Annotated in this window: 18 protein-coding genes; 17 read left to right on the forward strand and 1 reads right to left on the reverse strand. The window is 63.0% G+C overall.

What is annotated here, in order from left to right; all coding sequences use genetic code 11:
* Positions 1-458: 458 nt before the first annotated feature.
* From gyrA to cysM, 17 genes are all read left to right on the forward strand, one after another.
* A complete protein-coding gene (gene gyrA / locus ABQJ48_RS04210) occupies positions 459-3,095 on the forward strand; it encodes a DNA gyrase subunit A (RefSeq protein ID WP_367836179.1) in 2,637 nt (878 codons plus the stop codon).
* Positions 3,096-3,218: 123 nt separating this feature from the next.
* Positions 3,219-3,821, forward strand: coding sequence for a DUF2059 domain-containing protein (locus ABQJ48_RS04215; RefSeq protein ID WP_367836180.1), 603 nt, complete (start codon positions 3,219-3,221; stop codon positions 3,819-3,821).
* Positions 3,822-4,145: 324 nt separating this feature from the next.
* The gene (gene serC, locus ABQJ48_RS04220) at positions 4,146-5,228 is read left to right on the forward strand and encodes a 3-phosphoserine/phosphohydroxythreonine transaminase (protein WP_367836181.1); all 1,083 of its coding nucleotides are present in this window, start codon (positions 4,146-4,148) and stop codon (positions 5,226-5,228) included.
* A 65-nt stretch (positions 5,229-5,293) separates the two neighbouring features.
* Positions 5,294-6,376 carry a prephenate dehydratase gene (gene pheA, locus ABQJ48_RS04225; RefSeq protein WP_367836182.1) on the forward strand — a complete coding sequence of 361 codons (1,083 nt, stop codon included), beginning with the start codon at positions 5,294-5,296 and terminating at the stop codon, positions 6,374-6,376.
* A 77-nt stretch (positions 6,377-6,453) separates the two neighbouring features.
* On the forward strand, positions 6,454-7,566 hold the full coding sequence (gene hisC / locus ABQJ48_RS04230; protein ID WP_367836183.1) for a histidinol-phosphate transaminase: 1,113 nt from the start codon (positions 6,454-6,456) through the stop codon (positions 7,564-7,566).
* A 71-nt stretch (positions 7,567-7,637) separates the two neighbouring features.
* On the forward strand, positions 7,638-8,579 hold the full coding sequence (locus ABQJ48_RS04235) for a prephenate dehydrogenase (protein ID WP_367836184.1): 942 nt from the start codon (positions 7,638-7,640) through the stop codon (positions 8,577-8,579).
* A 19-nt stretch (positions 8,580-8,598) separates the two neighbouring features.
* Positions 8,599-9,903, forward strand: coding sequence for a 3-phosphoshikimate 1-carboxyvinyltransferase (gene aroA / locus ABQJ48_RS04240; protein WP_367836185.1), 1,305 nt, complete (start codon positions 8,599-8,601; stop codon positions 9,901-9,903).
* Between the two features lie 35 nt (positions 9,904-9,938).
* A complete protein-coding gene (gene cmk, locus ABQJ48_RS04245; protein ID WP_367836186.1) occupies positions 9,939-10,625 on the forward strand; it encodes a (d)CMP kinase in 687 nt (228 codons plus the stop codon).
* Positions 10,626-10,800: 175 nt separating this feature from the next.
* Entirely contained in the window at positions 10,801-12,534 is a 1,734-nt protein-coding gene (rpsA, locus tag ABQJ48_RS04250; RefSeq protein ID WP_367836187.1) for a 30S ribosomal protein S1, read from the forward strand.
* 21 nt (positions 12,535-12,555) lie between these two features.
* Entirely contained in the window at positions 12,556-12,879 is a 324-nt protein-coding gene (locus ABQJ48_RS04255) for an integration host factor subunit beta (protein ID WP_007180889.1), read from the forward strand.
* A 384-nt stretch (positions 12,880-13,263) separates the two neighbouring features.
* A complete protein-coding gene (locus ABQJ48_RS04260) occupies positions 13,264-13,557 on the forward strand; it encodes a LapA family protein (protein WP_367836188.1) in 294 nt (97 codons plus the stop codon).
* 69 nt (positions 13,558-13,626) lie between these two features.
* Entirely contained in the window at positions 13,627-14,802 is a 1,176-nt protein-coding gene (gene lapB / locus ABQJ48_RS04265; RefSeq protein ID WP_367836189.1) for a lipopolysaccharide assembly protein LapB, read from the forward strand.
* A 138-nt stretch (positions 14,803-14,940) separates the two neighbouring features.
* A complete protein-coding gene (locus ABQJ48_RS04270) occupies positions 14,941-16,344 on the forward strand; it encodes a UDP-glucose dehydrogenase family protein (protein ID WP_367836190.1) in 1,404 nt (467 codons plus the stop codon).
* Positions 16,310-17,317, forward strand: a complete 1,008-nt coding sequence (rfaE1, locus tag ABQJ48_RS04275) for a D-glycero-beta-D-manno-heptose-7-phosphate kinase (RefSeq protein WP_367836191.1) — start codon at positions 16,310-16,312, stop codon at positions 17,315-17,317. Before ABQJ48_RS04270 ends, rfaE1 begins: the two co-directional genes overlap by 35 nt.
* Positions 17,318-17,466: 149 nt before the next feature.
* Positions 17,467-18,459, forward strand: coding sequence for an ADP-glyceromanno-heptose 6-epimerase (gene rfaD / locus ABQJ48_RS04280; RefSeq protein WP_367836193.1), 993 nt, complete (start codon positions 17,467-17,469; stop codon positions 18,457-18,459).
* A 77-nt stretch (positions 18,460-18,536) separates the two neighbouring features.
* Positions 18,537-18,902 carry a ComEA family DNA-binding protein gene (locus ABQJ48_RS04285; RefSeq protein ID WP_367836194.1) on the forward strand — a complete coding sequence of 122 codons (366 nt, stop codon included), beginning with the start codon at positions 18,537-18,539 and terminating at the stop codon, positions 18,900-18,902.
* A gap of 318 nt (positions 18,903-19,220) precedes the next feature.
* Positions 19,221-20,123 carry a cysteine synthase CysM gene (cysM, locus tag ABQJ48_RS04290; protein WP_367836196.1) on the forward strand — a complete coding sequence of 301 codons (903 nt, stop codon included), beginning with the start codon at positions 19,221-19,223 and terminating at the stop codon, positions 20,121-20,123.
* 106 nt (positions 20,124-20,229) lie between these two features.
* Here cysM and mltB read toward each other — a convergent pair whose 3' ends face one another.
* Positions 20,230-21,378, reverse strand: a complete 1,149-nt coding sequence (gene mltB, locus ABQJ48_RS04295) for a lytic murein transglycosylase B (protein ID WP_367836197.1) — start codon at positions 21,376-21,378, stop codon at positions 20,230-20,232.
* Between the last annotated feature and the right edge of the window lie 176 nt (positions 21,379-21,554).

The following is a 21,554-nucleotide window of genomic DNA, read 5'->3' on the forward strand; positions in this document are numbered from 1 at the left end:
AATTGAGATTACCGCAGGTTTACTGCGAGCCTGTTGACGAAGACCAGTCATACATTGCTCGAAGTATAACATTGGTGCAGAACAAAAACGGTGCTGTGTAGACTTCGAGCAGTGTCTAACTCTTTGTGCGTTGGCATTTTGCCATATCGTTCCCTTCCGACGATAAAAAAATCCGTCCCCGATCAAATCGCCACTTAATTGTGGTGCATGCGCAACAGAAGTAATCGCCGCAACGCACCGCCAGTCTTGGCTGAGCGCCGGATCGCCCCACGCACGAATCGCGCCCGGACAGCTCGCAATCGGCGCGATGGCCCACGGCGTGGCGCGCCCATACTAATAGGTATACGTACGTCGGCGGTGGCGGATTTGCGGCATGTTAGAATCGTGTGATGCATTGCGCCTGCAATGCTTACGCGAATGCGCCCGTACGGCGCCTTCGCACGTAAAAGATACGGATAATGGATCAATTCGCCAAAGAGACTCTGCCAATCTCCCTAGAGGAGGAAATGCGCCGTTCGTATCTCGATTACGCGATGAGCGTGATCGTGGGGCGTGCGCTTCCCGACGTTCGCGATGGCCTGAAGCCGGTGCACCGGCGCGTGCTGTATGCGATGCACGAGCTGAACAACGACTGGAATCGCGCATACAAGAAGTCGGCGCGTATTGTCGGCGACGTGATCGGTAAATACCACCCGCACGGCGACACGGCTGTCTACGACACTATCGTTCGGATGGCGCAGGACTTCTCGCTGCGCTACATGCTGGTGGACGGTCAGGGCAACTTCGGTTCGGTCGACGGCGACAACGCCGCGGCGATGCGCTACACCGAAATCCGCATGGCGAAGATCGGCCACGAACTGCTGGCCGACATCGACAAGGAAACGGTCGACTTCACGCCGAACTACGACGGCAGCGAAAACGAGCCGGCCATCCTGCCCGCGCGCATTCCCAATTTGCTGATCAATGGCTCGTCAGGCATCGCGGTCGGCATGGCAACGAACATTCCGCCGCACAACCTGAACGAGGTTGTCGACGCCTGCCAGCACCTGCTGAAAAACCCCGAAGCCACGATCGACGAGCTCATCGAGATCATTCCGGCTCCCGACTTTCCGACCGCCGGCATCATCTACGGCGTGGCCGGCGTGCGCGATGGCTATCGCACGGGGCGCGGGCGCGTGGTGATGCGCGCGCTCACGCACTTCGAGGAGATCGACCGCGGTCAGCGTATGGCCATCATCGTCGACGAGCTGCCGTACCAGGTGAACAAGCGCTCGCTGCTCGAGCGCATCGCCGAACTGGTCAACGAGAAGAAGCTCGAAGGCATTTCCGACATCCGCGACGAATCCGACAAGAGCGGCATGCGCGTCGTGATCGAGCTCAAGCGCGGCGAAGTGCCCGAAGTGGTGCTCAACAATCTGTACAAGGCGACCCAGCTGCAGGACACCTTCGGCATGAACATGGTCGCGCTGGTCGACGGCCAGCCGAAGCTGCTGAATCTGAAGGAAATGCTGTCGTGCTTCCTGTCGCATCGCCGGGAAGTGCTGACGCGGCGCACTGTATATGAGCTTCGCAAGGCGCGCGAACGCGGTCACGTGCTCGAAGGCCTCGCGGTCGCGCTCGCCAACATCGACGAATTCATCGCAATCATCAAGGCCGCGCCGACGCCGCCGATCGCAAAGCAGGAATTGATGGCGCGTCCGTGGGATTCTTCCTTGGTGCGCGAAATGTTGTCGCGCGCCGAGGCGGAAAACGCGTCCGTGGGGGGCCGCGAAGCCTATCGTCCTGACGGACTAAATCCGTCGTTCGGTATGCAGTCCGACGGGCTCTACCGTCTGTCCGACACCCAGGCTCAGGAAATTCTGCAGATGCGTCTGCAACGCCTGACGGGTCTGGAGCAGGACAAGATCATCGGCGAGTATCGCGAAGTGATGGCGCAGATCGCCGACCTGCTGGATATTCTGGCCCGGCCGGAACGCATTACGGCGATCATCGTCGGCGAACTCACATCGATCAAGGCGGAATTCGGCGACGCGCGCCGCTCGAAGATCGAGCTGAACGCCACCGAGCTGAATACCGAAGACCTGATCACACCGCAAGAGATGGTCGTGACCATGTCGCACGCCGGCTACGTGAAATCGCAGCCGTTGTCCGAATATCGTGCGCAGAAGCGCGGCGGCCGCGGCAAACAGGCGACTTCCATGAAGGAAGACGACTGGATCGATACCCTGTTCATCGCTAACACGCACGATCACATATTGTGCTTCTCCAACCGGGGCCGGGTGTATTGGGTCAAGGTTTATGAAGTTCCACAAGGTTCGCGGAACTCGCGCGGCCGCCCGATCGTCAACATGTTCCCGTTGCTGGAAGGCGAAAAGATCACGGTCGTGCTGCCGGTGAAGGAGTTCTCCGCAGACAAGTTCGTGTTCATGGCCACCGCGTTGGGAACGGTCAAGAAGACGCCGCTGGAAGCCTTTAGCCGCCCGTTGCGCAAAGGTATTATTGCGGTCGGCCTGGACGACGGCGATTATCTGATCGGCGCAGCCATCACGGACGGCCAGCATGACGTGATGCTGTTCTCGGATTCGGGCAAGGCGGTTCGCTTCGACGAGAACGACGTGCGTCCGATGGGCCGCGAGGCGCGCGGGGTGCGCGGCATGCAGCTCGAAGACGGACAGAGCGTGATCGCGTTGCTGGTCGCCGGCGACGAACAGCAGTCGGTGCTCACCGCCACGGAAAATGGCTTCGGCAAGCGCACGCCGATCACCGAGTACACCCGCCACGGGCGCGGCACGAAGGGCATGATCGCAATTCAGACTTCAGAGCGCAACGGCAAGGTCGTCGCCGCGACGCTGGTGGATCATGAAGCGCAGATCATGCTGATCACCAACACGGGTGTGCTGATTCGCACGCGTGTTTCGGAAATCCGCGAAATGGGACGCGCAACCCAAGGTGTTACACTCATCAGCCTTGACGAAGGGACCAAGCTTTCCGGTCTGCAGCAGGTTGCCGAGGCGGAAGCGGAAGGCGATGTGGAAGGCGACGTTGAAGGCCCTGTCGAAAGCGACAACGGCGGTGAAGACAACGGTGTGGCCTGATCCGCGTCGGCGGCTTCCGGTCCTGGTAACAGGTTGAATGCTGCGCAGGGAACAATGGCGTGTCGGGCTGACGCGTATCCCGCGCAGCGCGCAGTTCAAGTTAATTTCTCTGAGGGAGTAATGATGCAAAAACGATTCAAACAACTGATGTTGCTGGCCGCCGTCGTGCCGACCTTCGCCATGGCTCAAGCACTGCAAAGCCAGGCGCCGGCGGCTCCGGCTGCTGCTGCAGCACCGGTTGACCCGGCCAAGCAGGCAGCGATCAAGGACCTGCTGGACGCAATCGACGCGCAGAAGCTCGTCGGCGCAATCGGCAACAGCGCGCAAATGCAAGCGAAGCAACTGGTTCCGGCCATCCTGTCGGACGCGCTGAGCGAAAACAAGTCGATGACGGACAAGCAAAAGCAGGCAGCCGTCCCCGCGCTGCAAAAGAACGCAGTACCGAAGCTGGTTGACGGCGCGGGCCAGGTGTTCGCCACGGACAGCTTCCGTCAGGACGCAATGCAAGCTCAGTACGACGCATACGCGAAGTACTACAGCACTTCGGAAATCAAGGATCTGACCGCGTTCTACAAGAGCCCGACAGGCCGCAAGTTCATCCAGGTCCAAGACCAGGTTGGCCGCGACGTCGTGAACGGCCTGATGCAGAAGTACATGCCGCAATCCATCAAGGCAACGCGTGACCAAGCCGACAAGGAAGTCGCTTCGGTCAAGCCGGGCAAGTAATTCCAGGCTCGAAAGGCTGCGTTGCCATCGCGTGAGCCGCCGGCTGGCAGGCTCGCCTGGCACGCCATAGCGCGTGCCGGGTTTGGCGGGTGGCGGTGACAATGCGATAATGGCTGTTTGCGCGCACGCGCAGACAGCCATTATCTTTTCGACGCGCAGTTTTGGGCGGATGGGTTCCGGTCGTTCGCTTCTTCCAGTCTGCGCAAATGCGCCGCGCCTGCAGATCGGGCGCGGCCCGTTTCATCCTGGCCGCCGTTGCGGCGGCCGACCTCGCCGTTTTTTGCGCGATCTATCGGTTTTCGCGCCCGCTTCCAGGAATTCACGATGCGCGTCTTTAATTTCTCAGCCGGCCCGGCCGCCATGCCCGAAGAAGTGCTGCGCCAGGCCGCCGACGAGATGCTCGATTGGCAAGGCAGTGGCATGAGCGTGATGGAAATGAGCCATCGCGGCAAAGAGTTCATGTCGATCCACGAGGAGGCGCTCGTCGATCTGCGCGACTTGCTCGTCGTGCCGGCCAGCCATCGCATCCTGTTCCTGCAGGGCGGCGGGCTGGGCGAAAACGCAATCGTGCCAATGAACCTGCTCGGCTCGAAGCCGCGCGCGGACTTCGTCGTCACCGGTTCGTGGTCGCAGAAGTCGTTCAAGGAAGCGCAGAAGTACGGCACTATGCATCTGGCCGCCAGCGGCCAGACGGCCGAGGGCTTCACGCGGGCGCCGGCGCGCACGGAATGGCAGCTGTCGGACGATCCGGCGTACGTGCATCTGTGCACGAACGAGACGATCCACGGCGTCGAAACGTTCGAGATTCCCGACCTCGGCGATATTCCGCTGGTGGCGGATGCGTCGTCGCACATCCTGTCGCGCCCGATGGACATCGCCAAATACTGCGTGCTGTTCGGCGGCGCGCAGAAGAACATCGGCATGGCCGGCGTGACGGTGGTGATCGTGCGCGAGGACATGCTCGATCGCGCGCAGCCGATCTGCCCGTCGGCGTTCGAATGGAAAATCGTCGCCGAGAATAATTCGATGTACAACACGCCGCCCACCTACGCGATCTATATCGCCGGGCTGGTGTTCAAGTGGTTGAAGAAGCAGGGCGGCCTTGCCGCGATCGAAGCGCGCAATTTGGAGAAGTCGAAGCTGCTGTACGACGCGATCGACTCGAGCAGCTTCTATGTGAACAAGGTCGAACGTGGCTCGCGCTCGAGAATGAACGTACCGTTTTTCCTCGCGGACGAGTCGCGCAACGAAGATTTCCTGGCCGGCGCGAAAGCGCGGGGAATGGTGCAGCTCAAGGGCCACAAGTCCGTCGGCGGCATGCGGGCGTCGATTTATAACGCCGTCCCGCTCGAAGGCGTCAAAGCGCTCGTCGAATACATGAAGGAATTCGAGCAACGCAGCGCCTGAGTCACACTGATCAGCAGGCGCGCGCATCCTTTTCCAGCAGTTACCCGGCAGGGCCGTTTTCACGCATGGACGACGAACTCAATACCCGACTCAAACCCCTTCGCGAACGCATCGACGCGCTCGACGCGCAGTTGATCGTACTGCTGAACCAGCGCGCCGCCGTGGCGCTCGAAGTGGGCGAGGTCAAGAAGCATTTCAACGCGCCCGTCTTCAGACCCGAGCGCGAACAGCAGGTGATCGCGCGTTTGCAGGAGATGAGCGAAGGGCCGCTCGCGAGCGAGCACATCAGCGCGATCTGGCGCGAGATCATGGCCGCCAGCCGAGCGCTCGAAAAGACGATCAAGGCCGCTTACCTCGGGCCGGTCGGCACCTACAGCGAACAGGCGATGCACGAGTACTTCGGTCACTCCATCGAAGGTCTGCCGTGCCCGTCGATCGACGAAGTGTTCCGCTCGGTCGAAGCCGGCGCCGCCGAATTCGGCGTCGTGCCGGTCGAGAATTCGACCGAAGGCGCGGTGTCGCGCACACTGGACCTGCTGTTGCAAACGCAACTGACGATCGGCGGCGAACTGGCTTTGCCGATTCACCACAATCTGCTGACGCTCAATGGCGGGCTTGCCGGCATAACGCGCGTATGCGCGCATGCGCAGGCGCTCGCCCAATGCCAGCGCTGGTTGTCGACCAACGCGCCGCATCTGGAGCGCCAGGCGGTGTCGAGCAATGCGCAAGCCGCGCGCCTTGCCGCCGAAGATCCGACGGTCGCGGCGATCGCCGGTGACCGCGCCGCGACCCATTACGGCTTGCAGGTAGTGAACGCGCTGATCCAGGACGACCCGCACAACCGCACGCGTTTCGTGATGATCGGCAAGCAGCCGGCCGGGCCTAGCGGTTATGACCAGACTTCGTTGATCGTATCGGTCGTCAACGAGCCGGGCGCGATGGTCAAGCTGCTGGAGCCGCTCGCGCGCCATAGCGTGTCGATGACGCGTTTCGAATCGCGTCCGGCGCGGGTCGGCACGTGGGAGTATTACTTCTACATCGACGTCGAAGGCCATCGCGACGATCCGGCGGTTGCGGCCGCGTTGACCGAACTCGGCGATAGAGCTGCGTTCCTGAAGATCCTCGGTTCGTATCCGCGCGCCCGCTAACGGCAAGCAGGCGAGGGGTTGGCGGCGCTTGACCGCCTACCCGCACAATTCCTATTCATCATCGTTCGGAGATAGTCATGACAGCGTCTTTCGGTCCTTCCTACGTGCGCGCCATCGCGCCTTACATAGCGGGCAAGCCGATTTCCGAAGTGGCCCGCGAGTTCGGACTGGACGAAGCGAACATCGTGAAGCTGGCATCGAATGAGAATCCGCTTGGCATGCCGGAATCGGCGCAGCGCGCGATGGCGCAGGCCGCCAGTGAACTCGGCCGCTATCCGGACGCCAACGGTTTCGAGCTGAAAGCGGCGTTGAGCGAGCGCTATGGCGTGCCCGCCGATTGGGTCACACTCGGCAACGGCAGCAACGACATTCTCGAAATCGCCGCGCACGCGTTCGTCGAGAAAGACCAGTCGATCGTGTTTGCGCAGTATTCGTTCGCGGTATACGCGCTGGCCACCCAGGGCGTCGGCGCGCGCGCGATCGTCGTGCCGGCCGTCAAGTACGGTCACGATCTCGAAGCGATGCTCGCCGCGATTACCGACGACACGCGCCTCGTCTTCGTCGCCAACCCGAACAATCCGACCGGCACGTTCATCGACGGTCCGAAGCTGGAGGCATTTCTCAATGAGGTGCCGCGCCATGTGGTCGTCGTGCTCGACGAGGCGTACACCGAATATCTGCCCGCGCAAAAGCGCTACGACTCGATTGCATGGGTGCGCCGTTACCCGAATCTGCTGGTATCGCGGACGTTCTCGAAGGCGTTTGGCCTCGCCGGGCTGCGCGTCGGCTTCGCCATTGCGCAGCCCGCACTGACAGACCTGCTGAACCGTCTGCGTCAGCCGTTCAACGTGAACACGCTGGCGCAAGCGGCGGCGATCGCCGCGCTGAACGACCAGGCGTTTCTCGAGAAGAGCGCGGCGTTGAACGCCCAAGGCTACCGCCGCTTGACCGAGGCGTTCGACAAGCTCGGTCTGGAGTACGTGCCGTCGGACGGCAACTTCGTGCTGGTGCGCGTCGGCAACGATGCCGCCGCCGGCAATCGCGTGAACCTCGAACTGCTCAAGCAGGGCGTGATCGTGCGTCCGGTCGGCAACTACGGGCTCCCGCAATGGCTGCGTATCACCATCGGGCTACCCGAAGAAAACGAAGCGTTCCTCGCGGCGCTCGAAAAAACGCTCGCCACCGCGTAAGCGGCGCCGCGTGACCCTTGACCCGCGCGCCTCATCGGCCAACCCACCGGCATGACTGGCGCGCTTTTTCTGTGACCGACGTGGCTGGGTTCTCATTTAACAAGCTGGTGATTTTTGGTGTCGGCCTGATCGGCGGATCGCTCGCGCGCGCGTTGCGCGAGCGCGGCGAGGCCGAGGGCGCGCGCGCCGTGATCGGCGTCGGGCGTTCGGCCGCGTCGAGCGAGCGGGCGCAGACCTTGGGTGTGATCGACGGCGCGGCCGCGTTGCACGACGACGCCGCGCTGCGCGAAGCACTGCGCGGCGCCGACTTCGTGCTGCTGGCGGCGCCCGTCGCGCAGACGCAGCCGCTGCTCGAGCGCATCGCGCCGTACCTCGACACCGCCACTATCGTCACCGATGCCGGCAGCACGAAGTCGGACGTGGTCGGCGCGGCCCGCGCGGCGCTCGGCGCACGCATCGGCCAGTTCGTCCCCGGGCATCCGATTGCCGGCAGGGAGTCGAGCGGCGTGGATGCCGCGTTGCCCGACCTATACGTGGGCCGCAATGTCGTGCTATGCCCGCTGCCGGAGAATGCGCCAGGGGCGGTCGAACGGGTCGCGGCGATGTGGCGGGCCACCGGCGCCGTCGTGCGCGAGATGACGCCCGAGCAGCACGACCGCGTGTTCGCGTCGGTTAGTCACTTGCCGCACGTGCTGTCGTTCGCGCTGGTCGAGCAGATTCTCAATTCGCCCGACGCCGAATTGAAATTCTCGTTCGCAGCGGGCGGCTTTCGCGACTTCACGCGCATCGCGGCATCGAGTCCGGAAATGTGGCGCGACGTGTGTGTCGCCAACCGGGCCGCGCTGCTCGACGAACTGGACGCGTACACGGCCGTGCTAGCGCGCCTGCGCACGGCCATCGAAGCCGCCGACGGCGCCGCGCTCGAAGCCGTCTTCGCGCGCTCGCGGCTGGCGCGCACGCAATGGCAGGAACAGCGCGCGGCCGGGCGGGCCGGCAGCGACGCGTCCAAATAACCGGAAACTGGACTCAATCATGGAATTTCTCGATCTCGGACCGTTCTCGCGTGCGTCCGGCACGATTCGCCTGCCAGGCTCGAAGAGCATTTCGAACCGGGTATTGCTGCTGGCGGCGCTTGCCGAAGGCGAAACGACGATCACGAACCTGCTCGACTCCGACGACACCCGCGTGATGCTCGACGCACTGGCAAAGCTGGGCGTGCGCGTGAAGCGCGCCGGCGACACCTGTGTCGTAACCGGCACGCGCGGCGCGTTCACCGCGCGCCAGGCCGACCTGTTCCTCGGCAACGCGGGTACGGCGGTGCGTCCGCTGACCGCGGCGCTGGCGGTGAACGGCGGCGACTATCGGATTCACGGCGTGCCGCGCATGCATGAGCGGCCGATCGGCGACCTGGTCGACGGCTTGCGCCAGATTGGCGCGAAGATCGACTATGAAGGGAATGATGGCTATCCGCCGCTTCGCATCCGCCCGGCGCAGATTGCCGCCGACGCACCGATCCGCGTGCGCGGCGACGTTTCCAGTCAGTTCCTGACCTCGCTGCTGATGACGCTGCCGCTCGTGCGCACCGAAAGCGGCGTGAGCACCGTGCAGGTGGACGGGGAACTGATCTCGAAGCCGTACATCGAGATCACCATGAAGCTGATGGCGCGCTTCGGCATCCATGTGGAGCGGCACGGCTGGCACCAGTTCGTCGTGCCGGCGGGGCAGCGCTATCAGTCGCCGGGCACGATCATGGTCGAGGGCGATGCGTCGTCCGCGTCGTACTTTCTGGCGGCCGGCGCGCTTGGCGGCGGTCCGCTGAAGGTGGAGGGCGTGGGCCGCGCGAGCATCCAGGGTGACGTCGGTTTCGCCGACGCGCTCATCAGGATGGGCGCGAACCTGCAGATGGGCGACGACTGGATCGAAGTGCGCGGCGTCGGCCACGACAGCGGCAAGCTCGAACCGATCGACATGGACTTCAATCTGATTCCCGACGCCGCGATGACGATCGCCGTCGCCGCGCTGTTCGCGGACGGCACGAGCACGCTGCGTAACATCGGGAGCTGGCGCGTGAAGGAAACGGACAGGATCGCCGCGATGGCGACCGAGCTGCGCAAGGTCGGCGCGAAGATCCAGGAGGGTGACGACTTCCTCGTCGTGACGCCGCCTGACAGGCTGATTCCGAACGCTGCGATCGACACCTACGACGACCACCGGATGGCGATGTGCTTCTCGCTGATCAGTCTGGGTGGCGTGCCGATCCGGATCAACGACCCGAAGTGCGTCGGCAAGACCTTTCCTGATTATTTCGAGCGCTTCACCGCGCTTGCCCAACCTTGATTCGACCCGGAATCGACTGACGTGCGACTTTTTCGATGAAACCGACCCGTCCCTTTCACCAGACGCCCGTCATTACGATCGACGGCCCGAGCGCCTCGGGCAAAGGCACCGTGGCCGCTCTGGTTGCCGCGAGCCTCGGTTTTCACCTGCTCGATAGCGGCGCGCTGTACCGGCTTGCCGCGCTCGCCAGCCTGCGTTACGGCGTTGCGGCCGATGACGCCGACGCCCTTGTCAAACTGATTGACGACCTGCATATCACTTTTCGCGAAGGGCTGGCGCAGCTCGACGGCGTCGATGTGTCGGCCGAAATTCGCGCCGAGGAAGTGGGCAGCCGGGCCTCGGCAATTGCCGTGCATGCGTCGGTGCGAGCCGCACTAGTGGCCCGTCAGCGGGCCTTTCGCAAGGAACCGGGGCTGGTCGCCGACGGCCGCGACATGGGGACCGTGATCTTCCAGGACGCCGTGCTCAAGGTGTTCTTGACGGCCAGCGTCGAGGCCCGTGCGGCGCGCCGGCATAAGCAATTGATCCAAAAAGGATTTTCTGCTAATATAGATGACTTGCTCCGGGATTTGCGTGAGCGCGACGAGCGTGACAGTCAACGCGCGGTCGCGCCGCTCAAGCCCGCGGCGGATGCAAAGCTGCTTGAAACCTCCGCATTGTCAGTGGACCAGGCGGTCGAGCAAGTGGTGCAGTGGTATGAAGCCTTAGTCCCGCACGCCTGACTGGAAGTACGCGTTTCAGTTGAGGGCGCATCAGTGCGGGCAGCAGTAGCAACCTCGTTGTCGGCAGGTGCTTCACGATGGTCGTGAAGCGTTGTTTTAACCCTTTAACCCCGCGTGGCATTCGCTTTCTTGCCGAAATTGCTGACCGTCCGGCCAGCCGGGCACCGCGAGAACCATGCAACTTTTGATTTTTATGTCCGACCTGCAAACCTCTACCCCGAATACCGAATCTTTTGCGGCTCTGTTCGAAGAGTCGCTGACCAAGCAAGACATGCGCGCCGGCGAAGTGATCTCCGCCGAAGTCGTACGTGTCGACCACAACTTCGTGGTCGTCAACGCTGGTCTCAAGTCCGAAGCCTACATCCCGCTCGAAGAGTTCCTGAACGACGCGGGCGAGGTAGAAGTGCAGGCGGGCGACTTCGTTTCCGTCGCGATCGACGCGCTGGAAAACGGTTATGGCGACACGATCCTGTCGCGCGACAAGGCGAAGCGTCTCGCTTCGTGGCTGTCGCTGGAAAAGGCGCTCGACAACAACGAACTCGTGACCGGCACGATCACGGGCAAGGTCAAGGGCGGCATGACCGTGATGGTCAACGGCATCCGCGCGTTCCTGCCGGGTTCGCTCGTCGACACGCGTCCGGTCAAGGACACGACCCCGTACGAAGGCAAGACGCTGGAATTCCGCGTCATCAAGCTCGACCGCAAGCGTAACAACGTCGTATTGTCGCGCCGCGCCGTGATCGAAGCGACCCAGGGCGAAGAGCGCGCAAAGCTGCTCGAAACGCTCAAGGAAGGCGCGATCGTGGAAGGCGTGGTCAAGAACATCACCGACTACGGCGCGTTCGTGGACCTGGGCGGTATCGACGGCCTGCTCCACATCACCGACATCGCATGGCGTCGTGTGCGCCACCCGAGCGAAGTGCTGTCGGTCGGCCAGGAAGTCACCGCGAAGATCCTCAAGTTCGACCAGGAAAAGAACCGCGTTTCGCTGGGTATCAAGCAACTTGGCGACGATCCGTGGGAAGGCATCTCGCGCCGTTACCCGTCGGGCACGCGCCTGTTCGGTAAGGTCACCAACATCACCGACTACGGCGCATTCGTCGAAGTGGAATCGGGCATCGAAGGTCTCGTCCACGTGTCGGAAATGGACTGGACGAACAAGAACGTTGCACCGTCGAAGGTTGTGCAACTGGGCGACGAAGTCGAAGTCATGGTTCTCGAAATCGACGAAGACCGCCGCCGTATCAGCCTCGGCATGAAGCAGTGCAAGCCGAACCCGTGGGACGACTTCAGCCGCAACTTCAAGAAGGGCGACAAGCTGCAAGGCGCAATCAAGTCGATCACCGACTTCGGCGTCTTCATCGGTCTGCCGGGCGGCATCGACGGTCTGGTTCACCTGTCGGACCTGTCGTGGAGCGAAACGGGCGAAGAAGCGGTTCGCAAGTACAAGAAGGGCGACGAAGTGGAAGCGATCGTTCTCGGCATCGACGTCGAGAAAGAACGCATTTCGCTCGGCATCAAGCAGCTCGAAGGCGACCCGTTCAGCAACTTCGTTGCAATGAACGACAAGGGTTCGATCGTCGACGGCGTGGTCAAGACGGTGGACGCGAAGGGTGCAGTGGTTCAGCTGTCGGCTGAAGTCGAAGGCTACCTGCGTGCTTCGGAAATCGCACAAGACCGCGTGGAAGATGCTCGCAACGTGCTGAAGGAAGGCGACAAGGTCAACGCGATGATCATCAACATCGATCGCAAGTCGCGCGGCATCAACCTGTCGATCAAGGCCAAGGATTCGGCTGAGCAGCAGGAAGCCATCCGCGGTCTGGCTTCGTCGGATTCGAGCTCGGCTGCTACCGGCACGACGAACCTCGGCGCGCTGTTGAAGGCCAAGCTCGACGGCCAGAACCAGTAAGCCTGAGAGGTCTGCTGCAGTATGACCAAATCGGAATTGGTCGCCCAGCTGGCTACGCGATTTCCGCAGCTTGTACTCAAAGATGCGGATTTCGCGGTGAAGACGATGCTCGATGCGATGTCGGAGGCGCTTGCCAACGGTCATCGCATTGAAATTCGCGGCTTCGGCAGCTTCGGCCTGAACCGCCGTCCCTCCCGCGTCGGACGCAATCCGAAGTCGGGCGAGAAGGTGCTGGTACCTGAGAAGTACGTACCGCACTTCAAGCCCGGCAAGGAACTGCGTGAGCGGGTAGATCGTCGCGCGGGCGAGCCGTTGAAGGCCGAAGAGCCGGACGACGATCTGTAGATACCTCGCTGTGCGGTTTGCAGCGTGGTATTGACAGCGTCAGCGGCCAAAGCCAGTCGGCAATAGACCAGAAAAAGCGCCTCCGGGCGCTTTTTTTTCGCCCTGACGTTTTGCCTGATGTTGCTGCTGGGCTCGCTTGGCCTGCCGAGTTGCGTGACCGATCAGGACGTAGGCTCGAAACCTGCCGCAGTGTGTCGGTTCAGGCAGAGCGCATCTGCCCACGCATCGTTTGGCAAGAAACACCCCCGTCAGGCCCCCATCCGCCAGTTCCTGCCCAGTCGCGAAGGCTTCATTTACAATACGGGTCACTTCGGCGCGGGCAACACCGTGGCGCGACGCGTCATCAGGCCGGCGTCACCGCGCAACTGCCGTCAAGAGAGCTCTATGAAATTTATCGTCTGGCTGATCCGTGTGCTGGTGTTCGTGCTGCTGCTGGTGCTGGCGCTCTCCAACACACAACCTGCTACGCTGAATTTCCTCGCGGGCTACGCGTGGTCGGCGCCTTTGATCCTGATCGGCCTCGCATTCTTCGTCGTGGGGCTGCTTGCTGGTCTCGTGTCGTCGATGCCGGCCATGGTGCGCATGCGGCTGGAAAATGGCCGGCTCAAGCGCGAGTTGCGCGTCGCCCGCGAAACGCCGGTGGTGGTCGAACAGCCGCCCATGCCGCCGCTCATCTGAATTTTCTTGCGCCGCGCACCTTGGGCGCGGCGTTCCATTCCCGCTTTCCCGCACGTTTGCATCAATCGCATGGATCTAGATTTCTGGTGGCTGCTGGTCATACCGGTCGCTTTTGCGTTCGGCTGGATGGCTGCGCGCTACGACCTGAAGGCGCTGCTGTCCGAAAGCGCCAACCTGCCGCGCTCCTATTTTCGCGGCCTGAATTTTCTGCTCAACGAGCAGCCGGACCAGGCAATCGACGCGTTCATCGAAGTCGTCAAGCTCGACCCTGAAACGGTCGAACTGCATTTCGCGCTGGGCAATCTGTTCCGCCGCCGCGGCGAAACAGACCGCGCGATTCGCGTGCATCAGAACCTGCTGAGCCGCGCCGATCTGCCAGTTAGCGAACGCGATCATGCGCTCTATGAGCTGGGTCAGGACTTCCTGAAAGCGGGGCTGCTCGATCGCGCCGAGGAGACGTTCCGTTCGCTGCAAACGGGCGACTACGCGTTGGGCGCACAACGTGCGCTGCTCACCATCTACGAAATCGAGAAGGACTGGGTCAAGTCGATCGACACCGCGCGCCATCTGGAAACGATGGGCGCGGCATCGCTCGACCGCGAAATCGCGCAGTTCCATTGCGAACTCGCGCAGGAAGCGCTGCAGCAGAACAACCCGGACGAGGCGCGCCGGCAACTCGGCTTCGCGCTGAAAGCGAACCCGACCAACGTGCGTGCGACCATCCTGTTTGGCGACGTGGACGCGGCCGGCGGCGCGCAGGAGGCGGCCATCGCTCAATGGCGGCGGGTCGAGGAACAGAATCCGGCCTATCTTCCGCTCGTGGCCGAGAAGGTGATGAAGGCCTATGAGGCGCTCGGCCGTCCGCAGGACGGCGCCGACCTGCTCACCGCGTGGGTCGATCGCCATCCGAGCAACGATCTGCTGGACGTCGCCTATCAGCATGTCGCGTCGCTGCGCGGCACCGATGCGGCACACGCGCTGGCGCGCGCGCAGATGCAGAAGTCGCCGAATCTGGCCGGCATGACGCGTTTGCTGGAGGCGCAGCAAGCTGTCGCGGAAGAGCCGCGGCGCAGTGAACTCGAACTGATGCGCACGCTGATCCGCCAGCGCACCAAGAATCTGCCGCGCTATACCTGCCAGAATTGCGGTTTCAGAGCGCGGCTGTTCTATTGGCAGTGCCCCGGCTGCAGCGGGTGGGAAACTTATGCGCCGCGTCGCATCGAACCGATCACCGCGTCGAACTGACGCTGGTCTGGCTGCGGTTTCGGTCGTGCCGCCAGGGCGCTGCGTGTGCGGCGGTGCCTACGCGGACGGTTTTGGCCGCGAGTTCGTCGCCGGTCTCATCACCGGCAATCATCACCGGAACCCTCAACCGGAAAACGTATGAAAATCACCATTATCGGCACTGGCTACGTCGGCCTCGTCACTGGAGCGTGTCTCGCCGAGATCGGCAATGACGTTTTCTGCGTCGACGTCGATCCGCGCAAGATCGAGATTCTCAACAATGGCGGCGTGCCGATTCACGAGCCGGGCTTGCAGGAGATGATTGCCCGCACACGCGCAGCCGGGCGCATCACGTTTTCGACCGACATCGAAGCGAGCGTCGCCCACGGCGAGATTCAGTTCATCGCCGTGGGCACGCCGCCGGACGAAGACGGGTCGGCCGATCTTCAATACGTGCTGGAGGCGGCCCGCAACATCGGCCGCACCATGAACGGCTTCAAGGTCATCGTCGACAAATCGACCGTGCCGGTGGGCACCGCCCAGCGCGTGCGCGCCGCGATCGAAGAAGAGCTGGCCAAACGCCGGCTCGCCAATAGCGCGCAGCACCGCTTTTCGGTGGTGTCCAACCCCGAGTTTCTGAAAGAAGGCGCGGCGGTCGACGACTTCATGCGCCCCGATCGCATCGTGCTCGGCATCGACGAGGACGAAGCCGGTCAGCGCGCACGCGAGCTGATGAAGCGTCTGTACGCGCCGTTCAACCGCAATCACGAACGCACGCTGTATATGGACGTGCGCTCGGCCGAGTTCACCAAGTACGCGGCCAACGCGATGCTCGCCACCCGCATCTCGTTCATGAACGAGATGTCGAATCTGGCCGACCGGGTCGGCGCGGATATCGAGGCGGTGCGGCGCGGCATCGGCTCGGACCCGCGGATCGGCTATGACTTCCTGTATGCCGGTTGCGGCTACGGCGGTTCGTGCTTCCCGAAGGACGTGCAGGCGCTGATCCGCACCGCCAGCGAGAGCGGTCACAACCTGCGTATTCTCGAAGCGGTCGAGGAAGTGAACTACAGGCAGAAGGACGTGCTCGTGAACAAGATCAGGGCGCGGCTCGGCGACGATCTGAGCGGCCGCACGTTCGCCGTCTGGGGCCTTGCGTTCAAGCCGAACACGGACGACATGCGCGAGGCGCCGAGCCGTCGAGTGATCACGGAACTGCTGGCGCGCGGCGCCCACGTGCGCGCGTATGATCCCGTCGCGGTAACGGAAGCGCATCGCGTGTTCGGATTGGATCTGCAGGCCGCCCCCGAACAGCTCGCGCGTCTGACCTTCACCAGCACCCAGGATGAAACGCTCACCGGCGCCGATGCGCTCGTGATCGTCACCGAATGGAAAGAATTCAAGAGTCCGGACTTCGTACATCTGAAATCGGTGCTGAAGTCGCCGCTGATTTTCGACGGCCGCAACCTGTACGAACCGGACGCGATGACCGAACTCGGCATCGACTATCACTCGATTGGACGCCCTTATGCCCAACCCTCTGAATTTCCGGCCGATGCCTGAGCCCATGCCGGGCGCACCCGCGGCCACGCCAGCGCCAAAGCTCACGATGGTGCCGCGCGCCCAGCTCGGCGCGGCGCGCGTGCTGGTGGTCGGCGACGTGATGCTCGACCGCTACTGGTTCGGCGACGTCAACCGCATTTCGCCCGAAGCGCCGGTGCCGGTCGTACACGTGCAGCGCCAGGAAGACCGCCTCGGCGGCGCGGCGAACGTCGCGCGAAACGCGGTCGCGCTCGGCGCGCAGGCTGGTCTGCTTTGTGTGGTCGGGCACGACGAGCCCGGCGAGCGCATCGTGCAGTTGCTGGGTGAAAGCGGTGTGACGCCGCATCTCGAACGCGATCCGGCGCTTCTCACCACGATCAAGCTGCGCGTGCTGTCGCGTCAGCAGCAGTTGCTGCGCGTCGACTTCGAAAACTCGCCGGCGCACGAGGTGCTGCTCGCGGGTCTGGCGCGCTTCGACGAATTGCTGCCCTCGCACGACGTGATTCTGATGTCCGACTACGCGAAGGGCGGCCTGACGCACGTTACGCAGATGATCGCGAAGGCGCACGCTGCGGCCAAACCGGTGCTGGTCGATCCCAAGGGCGACGACTGGGAGCGCTATCGCGGCGCGACGCTGATCACGCCGAACCGCGCTGAGTTGCGCGAGGTGGTCGGTCAATGGAAATCCGAAGACGACCTGCTCGCACGCGTGACCAAACTGCGCAAAGAGCTGGCGTTCAAGGCGCTTCTGCTGACGCGCTCGGAAGAGGGCATGACGCTCTTCTCCGACGACGGCGTCCTGCATGCTTCGGCGGTCGCACGCGAAGTGTATGATGTCTCGGGTGCGGGCGACACCGTGATCGCCACGCTCGCCGCCATGCTGGGCGCGGGTCTCACGCTGGTCGACGCGGTCGGCCTCGCCAATCGCGCGGCCGGCATCGTGGTCGGCAAGCTCGGCACCGCCACCGTCGGCTACGACGAACTCTTTCATTGACGCAGCCCACCGGCCCCTGGTCGTGCGCCTTCGGGCGGCCTGAAACCGACTCACGGGGCGTCGGCTGATCCCATGCAAGGCGGTCGGCCGGAGTTCGCGCTTTCGCGCGTCACTCCCGTTACAAGCAAAGCTCACAACGCAGGCTCATCATGACCCTCATCGTCACCGGCGCGGCCGGGTTCATCGGCAGCAATCTCGTGAAGGCGCTCAACGAGCGCGGCGAACAACACATCATCGCCGTCGACAACCTGACCCGGGCCGACAAGTTCAAGAATCTGGTCGACTGCGAAATCGACGACTACCTGGACAAGACCGAATTCGTCGAGCGCTTCAGGCGCGGCGATTTCGGCAAGGTCCGCGCGATTTTCCACGAAGGCGCCTGCTCGGACACGATGGAAACCGACGGCCGCTACATGATGGACAACAACTTCCGGTACAGCCGCGACGTGCTCGATGTCTGCCTCGCACAGAACATCCAGTTCCTGTACGCGTCGTCGGCGGCCACGTATGGCGGTTCGAGCCGCTTCGTCGAAGAGCGCGAAGTCGAACAGCCGCTGAACGTGTACGGCTATTCGAAGTTCCTGTTCGATCAGGTAGTCCGCCGCGTGCTGCCCATCTCGAAGAGCCAGATCGCGGGGTTCCGCTACTTCAATGTGTACGGGCCGCGCGAAACGCATAAGGCGCGCATGGCGTCGGTGGCGTTCCACAACTTCAACCAGTTCCGCGCCGAGGGCAAGGTCAAGCTGTTCGGCGAATACAACGGCTACGCGGCCGGCGAGCAGACGCGCGATTTCGTGTCCGTGGAAGACGTGGTGAAGGTCAACCTGTTCTTCTTCGACAACCCGCATAAGTCGGGCATCTTCAATCTGGGCAGTGGCCGCGCGCAGCCGTTCAACGACATCGCGAGCACAGTGGTCAACACCTTGCGCGCGCTGAACGACGAGCCGGCGCTCTCGCTCGCGGAACAGGTGCAGCGCGGGCTGATCGAATACATCCCGTTTCCCGACGCGCTGCGCGGCAAATACCAGTGCTTCACGCAAGCGGATCAGTCGAAGCTGCGCGCGGCCGGCTACGACGCGCCGTTCCTGAGCGTGCAGGAAGGTGTCGAGCGCTATGTACGTTGGCTGTTCGGCCAGGTGTAATTAGTTCGGATCCCTCTTTAAACTGGAATCTCCCGGCTGGTGATGGTCGCCAGCCGGTTGTACGAGGGAGATTCCATATGTTTCGAAAAACTCTGGTTACCGCGGCCATGCTCGCCGCTTTCGGCCACGCGTACGCGGCCGTCGACGTCAACACCGCGAACGAGGATGCGCTGCGTGGCATCAAGGGCATCGGTGCGGCCAAAGCGAAAGCCATTCTCGACGAGCGTGCAGCGCATGGCCCGTTCAAGGACCCGACCGATCTCGGCAAACGCGTCAAAGGCATGGGCGGGCATACCGTCGAGCGCCTGCAGGCGGAGGGTCTCGCTGTCGGTCCGGCTGGCGCGGCTGCTGACACGCAGATTGCGGCGGCTGCACCGGGCAAAGCCGCGACCGTTTCGGCCGACGCCGCCAAGAGCAATGCTCCAGTGGCGGTGAAGAAATAGCCTGACGCTGAGCGCGCGCCCTGGCGGGGGGTCCGCCGCATGCGCGGTGGGCGACCGTCGTCCCGTTCATGGTCGGAGTGGCAAGAACACTCCTTCAGCTGTCATGCAGATGACTGGCTCCCGCGGTTCTCAGCCGCGGGCTTTTTGCGTGGTGAACTCCCCGTTCGTGTATCGCTCTTGCGAATCAGGCCGGCATCGAAGGCGCGCGCCGATGCCCGCATTGCCCCATGCGGCCGAAGGGCCGCACGGCAGACGTGGATACGGTGGTTTAGAATCGCTGAATCGAACACTCCGCGCATCGACTACACCCGAACCGACATGGCTTACAAAACGATTGAAGACACGATCGGCAATACGCCGCTCGTGCAACTCGTCCGGCTCACTGACGACGAGATCCGCAGCCGCAACAACGTGATTCTTGCAAAGCTCGAAGGGAATAATCCCGCTGGGTCGGTGAAGGATCGGCCGGCTTTATCGATGATCAAGAAAGCGGAAGAGCGCGGGCGCATCAAGCCGGGCGACACGCTGATCGAGTCCACCAGCGGCAATACCGGCATCGCGCTTGCAATGGCGGCCGCGGTGCGCGGCTACAAGATGGTGCTGATCATGCCGGAAGACCTGTCGGTGGAACGCCGTCAGAGCATGGCCGCGTACGGTGCGCAGATCGTTCTGACGCCCGTTACCGGCGGCATGGAGTACGCGCGGGATCTCGCCGAACAGATGCAGCGCGAGGGCAAGGGCATCATCCTCGATCAGTTCGCAAATCCGGACAATCCGGCTTCGCACATGGAAGGCACGGGCCCGGAAATCTGGCGCGACACCGAAGGCCGCATTACCCACTTTGTGTCGTCGATGGGAACGACCGGAACGATCATGGGCGTGTCCACCTATTTGAAAACGCAGAATCAGGCAATCGAGATCATCGGTGCGCAACCCGAAGAAGGCTCGCGCATTCCGGGCATTCGCAAATGGCCGGAAGCGTATCTGCCGAAGATTTTCGACCGCAGCCGCGTGGATCGCGTCGAGAACGTGAGTCAGGCCGCTGCCGAAGCCATGGCGCGCCGGCTGGCGTCCGTCGAAGGCATCTTCGCCGGCATCTCGTCGGGCGGCGCATGTGAAGTGGCGCTGCGGGTCGCGCGCCAGGTCGAGAATGCGACGATCGTGTTCATCGTCTGCGATCGCGGCGACCGCTATCTGTCGACCGGCGTGTTTCCCGCCTGACGCCCGAGCGTGGCAAGCGCGGCGCTGGCTGCGAAAAAGCGCCGGCTGTAACACACCGGCGCTTTCGTTCGTTCGGGCATGACGCACACTCAGCGCCTGCCACCACTCATTGCGATGCGCCGTTCGGCGGCGCCGCGTTATTGTCGGCATTGGCCGCATCGCTTGCTTCCATCTGCGCTTTGATCCGCTGGCCCAACTGATACACCGCGAGTGCATAAAAGAAGCTGCGGTTATAGCGCGTCAGCACGTAGAAGTTCTTCAATCCCAGCATGAACTCGGTGCCGCGTCCGGGCGACGGCAAATCCACCACCGTCACCGGCGTGCCCGCCTCCGCCGCAATGTCCACGTCCGGTTCGTTCAGTAGCAGCCCGGCACGCAGCAGCTGTTCGAGCGGCCAGTGCGGTTCCGGCTGGCCGTCGGCGGCGGCTTGCGCGACGCCCAGGCTGCCGGCGTCCGAGCCGATCCGCCACACCACCGGCCGGCCGCTTTCCCAGCCGTTCTGGCGCAAATAGTTGGCCACACTGCCGATCGCGTCCGCCTGGCTCGTGCGCAGATCGATCTCCTTGCGGCCGTCGTAGCTCACCGCGTATTGCACGATGCTGCTCGGCAGAAATTGCGGGATGCCGATCGCACCGGTATAGGAGCCGAGCACCCTGGTCGGGTCGATTTGCGCGTCGCGCGTCCACACCAGATAGTCTTCGAGATTCTTGCGGAAGATGGCCTGGCGATCGCCCCGATTGGCGGTGTTCGGGTAGTCGAAGCTCAGCGTGGTCAGCGCGTCGAGCACGCGGAAGTTGCCCATGAAACGGCCGTAGATCGTCTCCACGCCGAGGATGCCGACGATCATTTCCGGCGGCACACCGAACTCCTGGTATGCGCGTTGCAGCGTGGCCTGGTTTTCGCGCCAGAAGCGCACGCCGGCATTGATGCGAACCGGGTCCAGAAAGCGCGACTGATACACGCGCCAGTTCTTGACCGTAGGCGACGGCGACGGCGTGACGAGCTTGACCGCGGTGGCCGAATAGCTGACGGCGGAGAACAGCGCATGCAGCGCGGACTCGTCGAAATCGTAGCGGGCGACCATGTCGTTGATGAAGGCGTCCACCTCCGCGTTGTGCGCGTAGCGCTGCGGAATGATTTCTTCCTCGAACGTTTGCCCTGGGGGCACGCTCGGCTGCGGCTGGCTTTGCGCGATCCGCACGGGCGGCTTCTTGCTGATGTTTTGCGCGAGCGCCGGAGCGGTTGCCATGAACATGCACGATGCGACGGACAGTGAGGCGGCCAGCGTGCTGAGGTGAAGCCGGTTTCGTGCGGACAGGGCAAGCTTGACGGTCATAGTGAGCGAGGAGCGCGGTGCGTGGGAGACAAGGAAAAGGGAAGCCGAAAACAAATGGCGCAGTATACCCGAGCCCTTCTGCAAAACCATGTACG

The sequence above is a fragment of the Paraburkholderia suaedae genome (assembly GCF_040812055.1).
GTDB lineage: Bacteria > Pseudomonadota > Gammaproteobacteria > Burkholderiales > Burkholderiaceae > Paraburkholderia.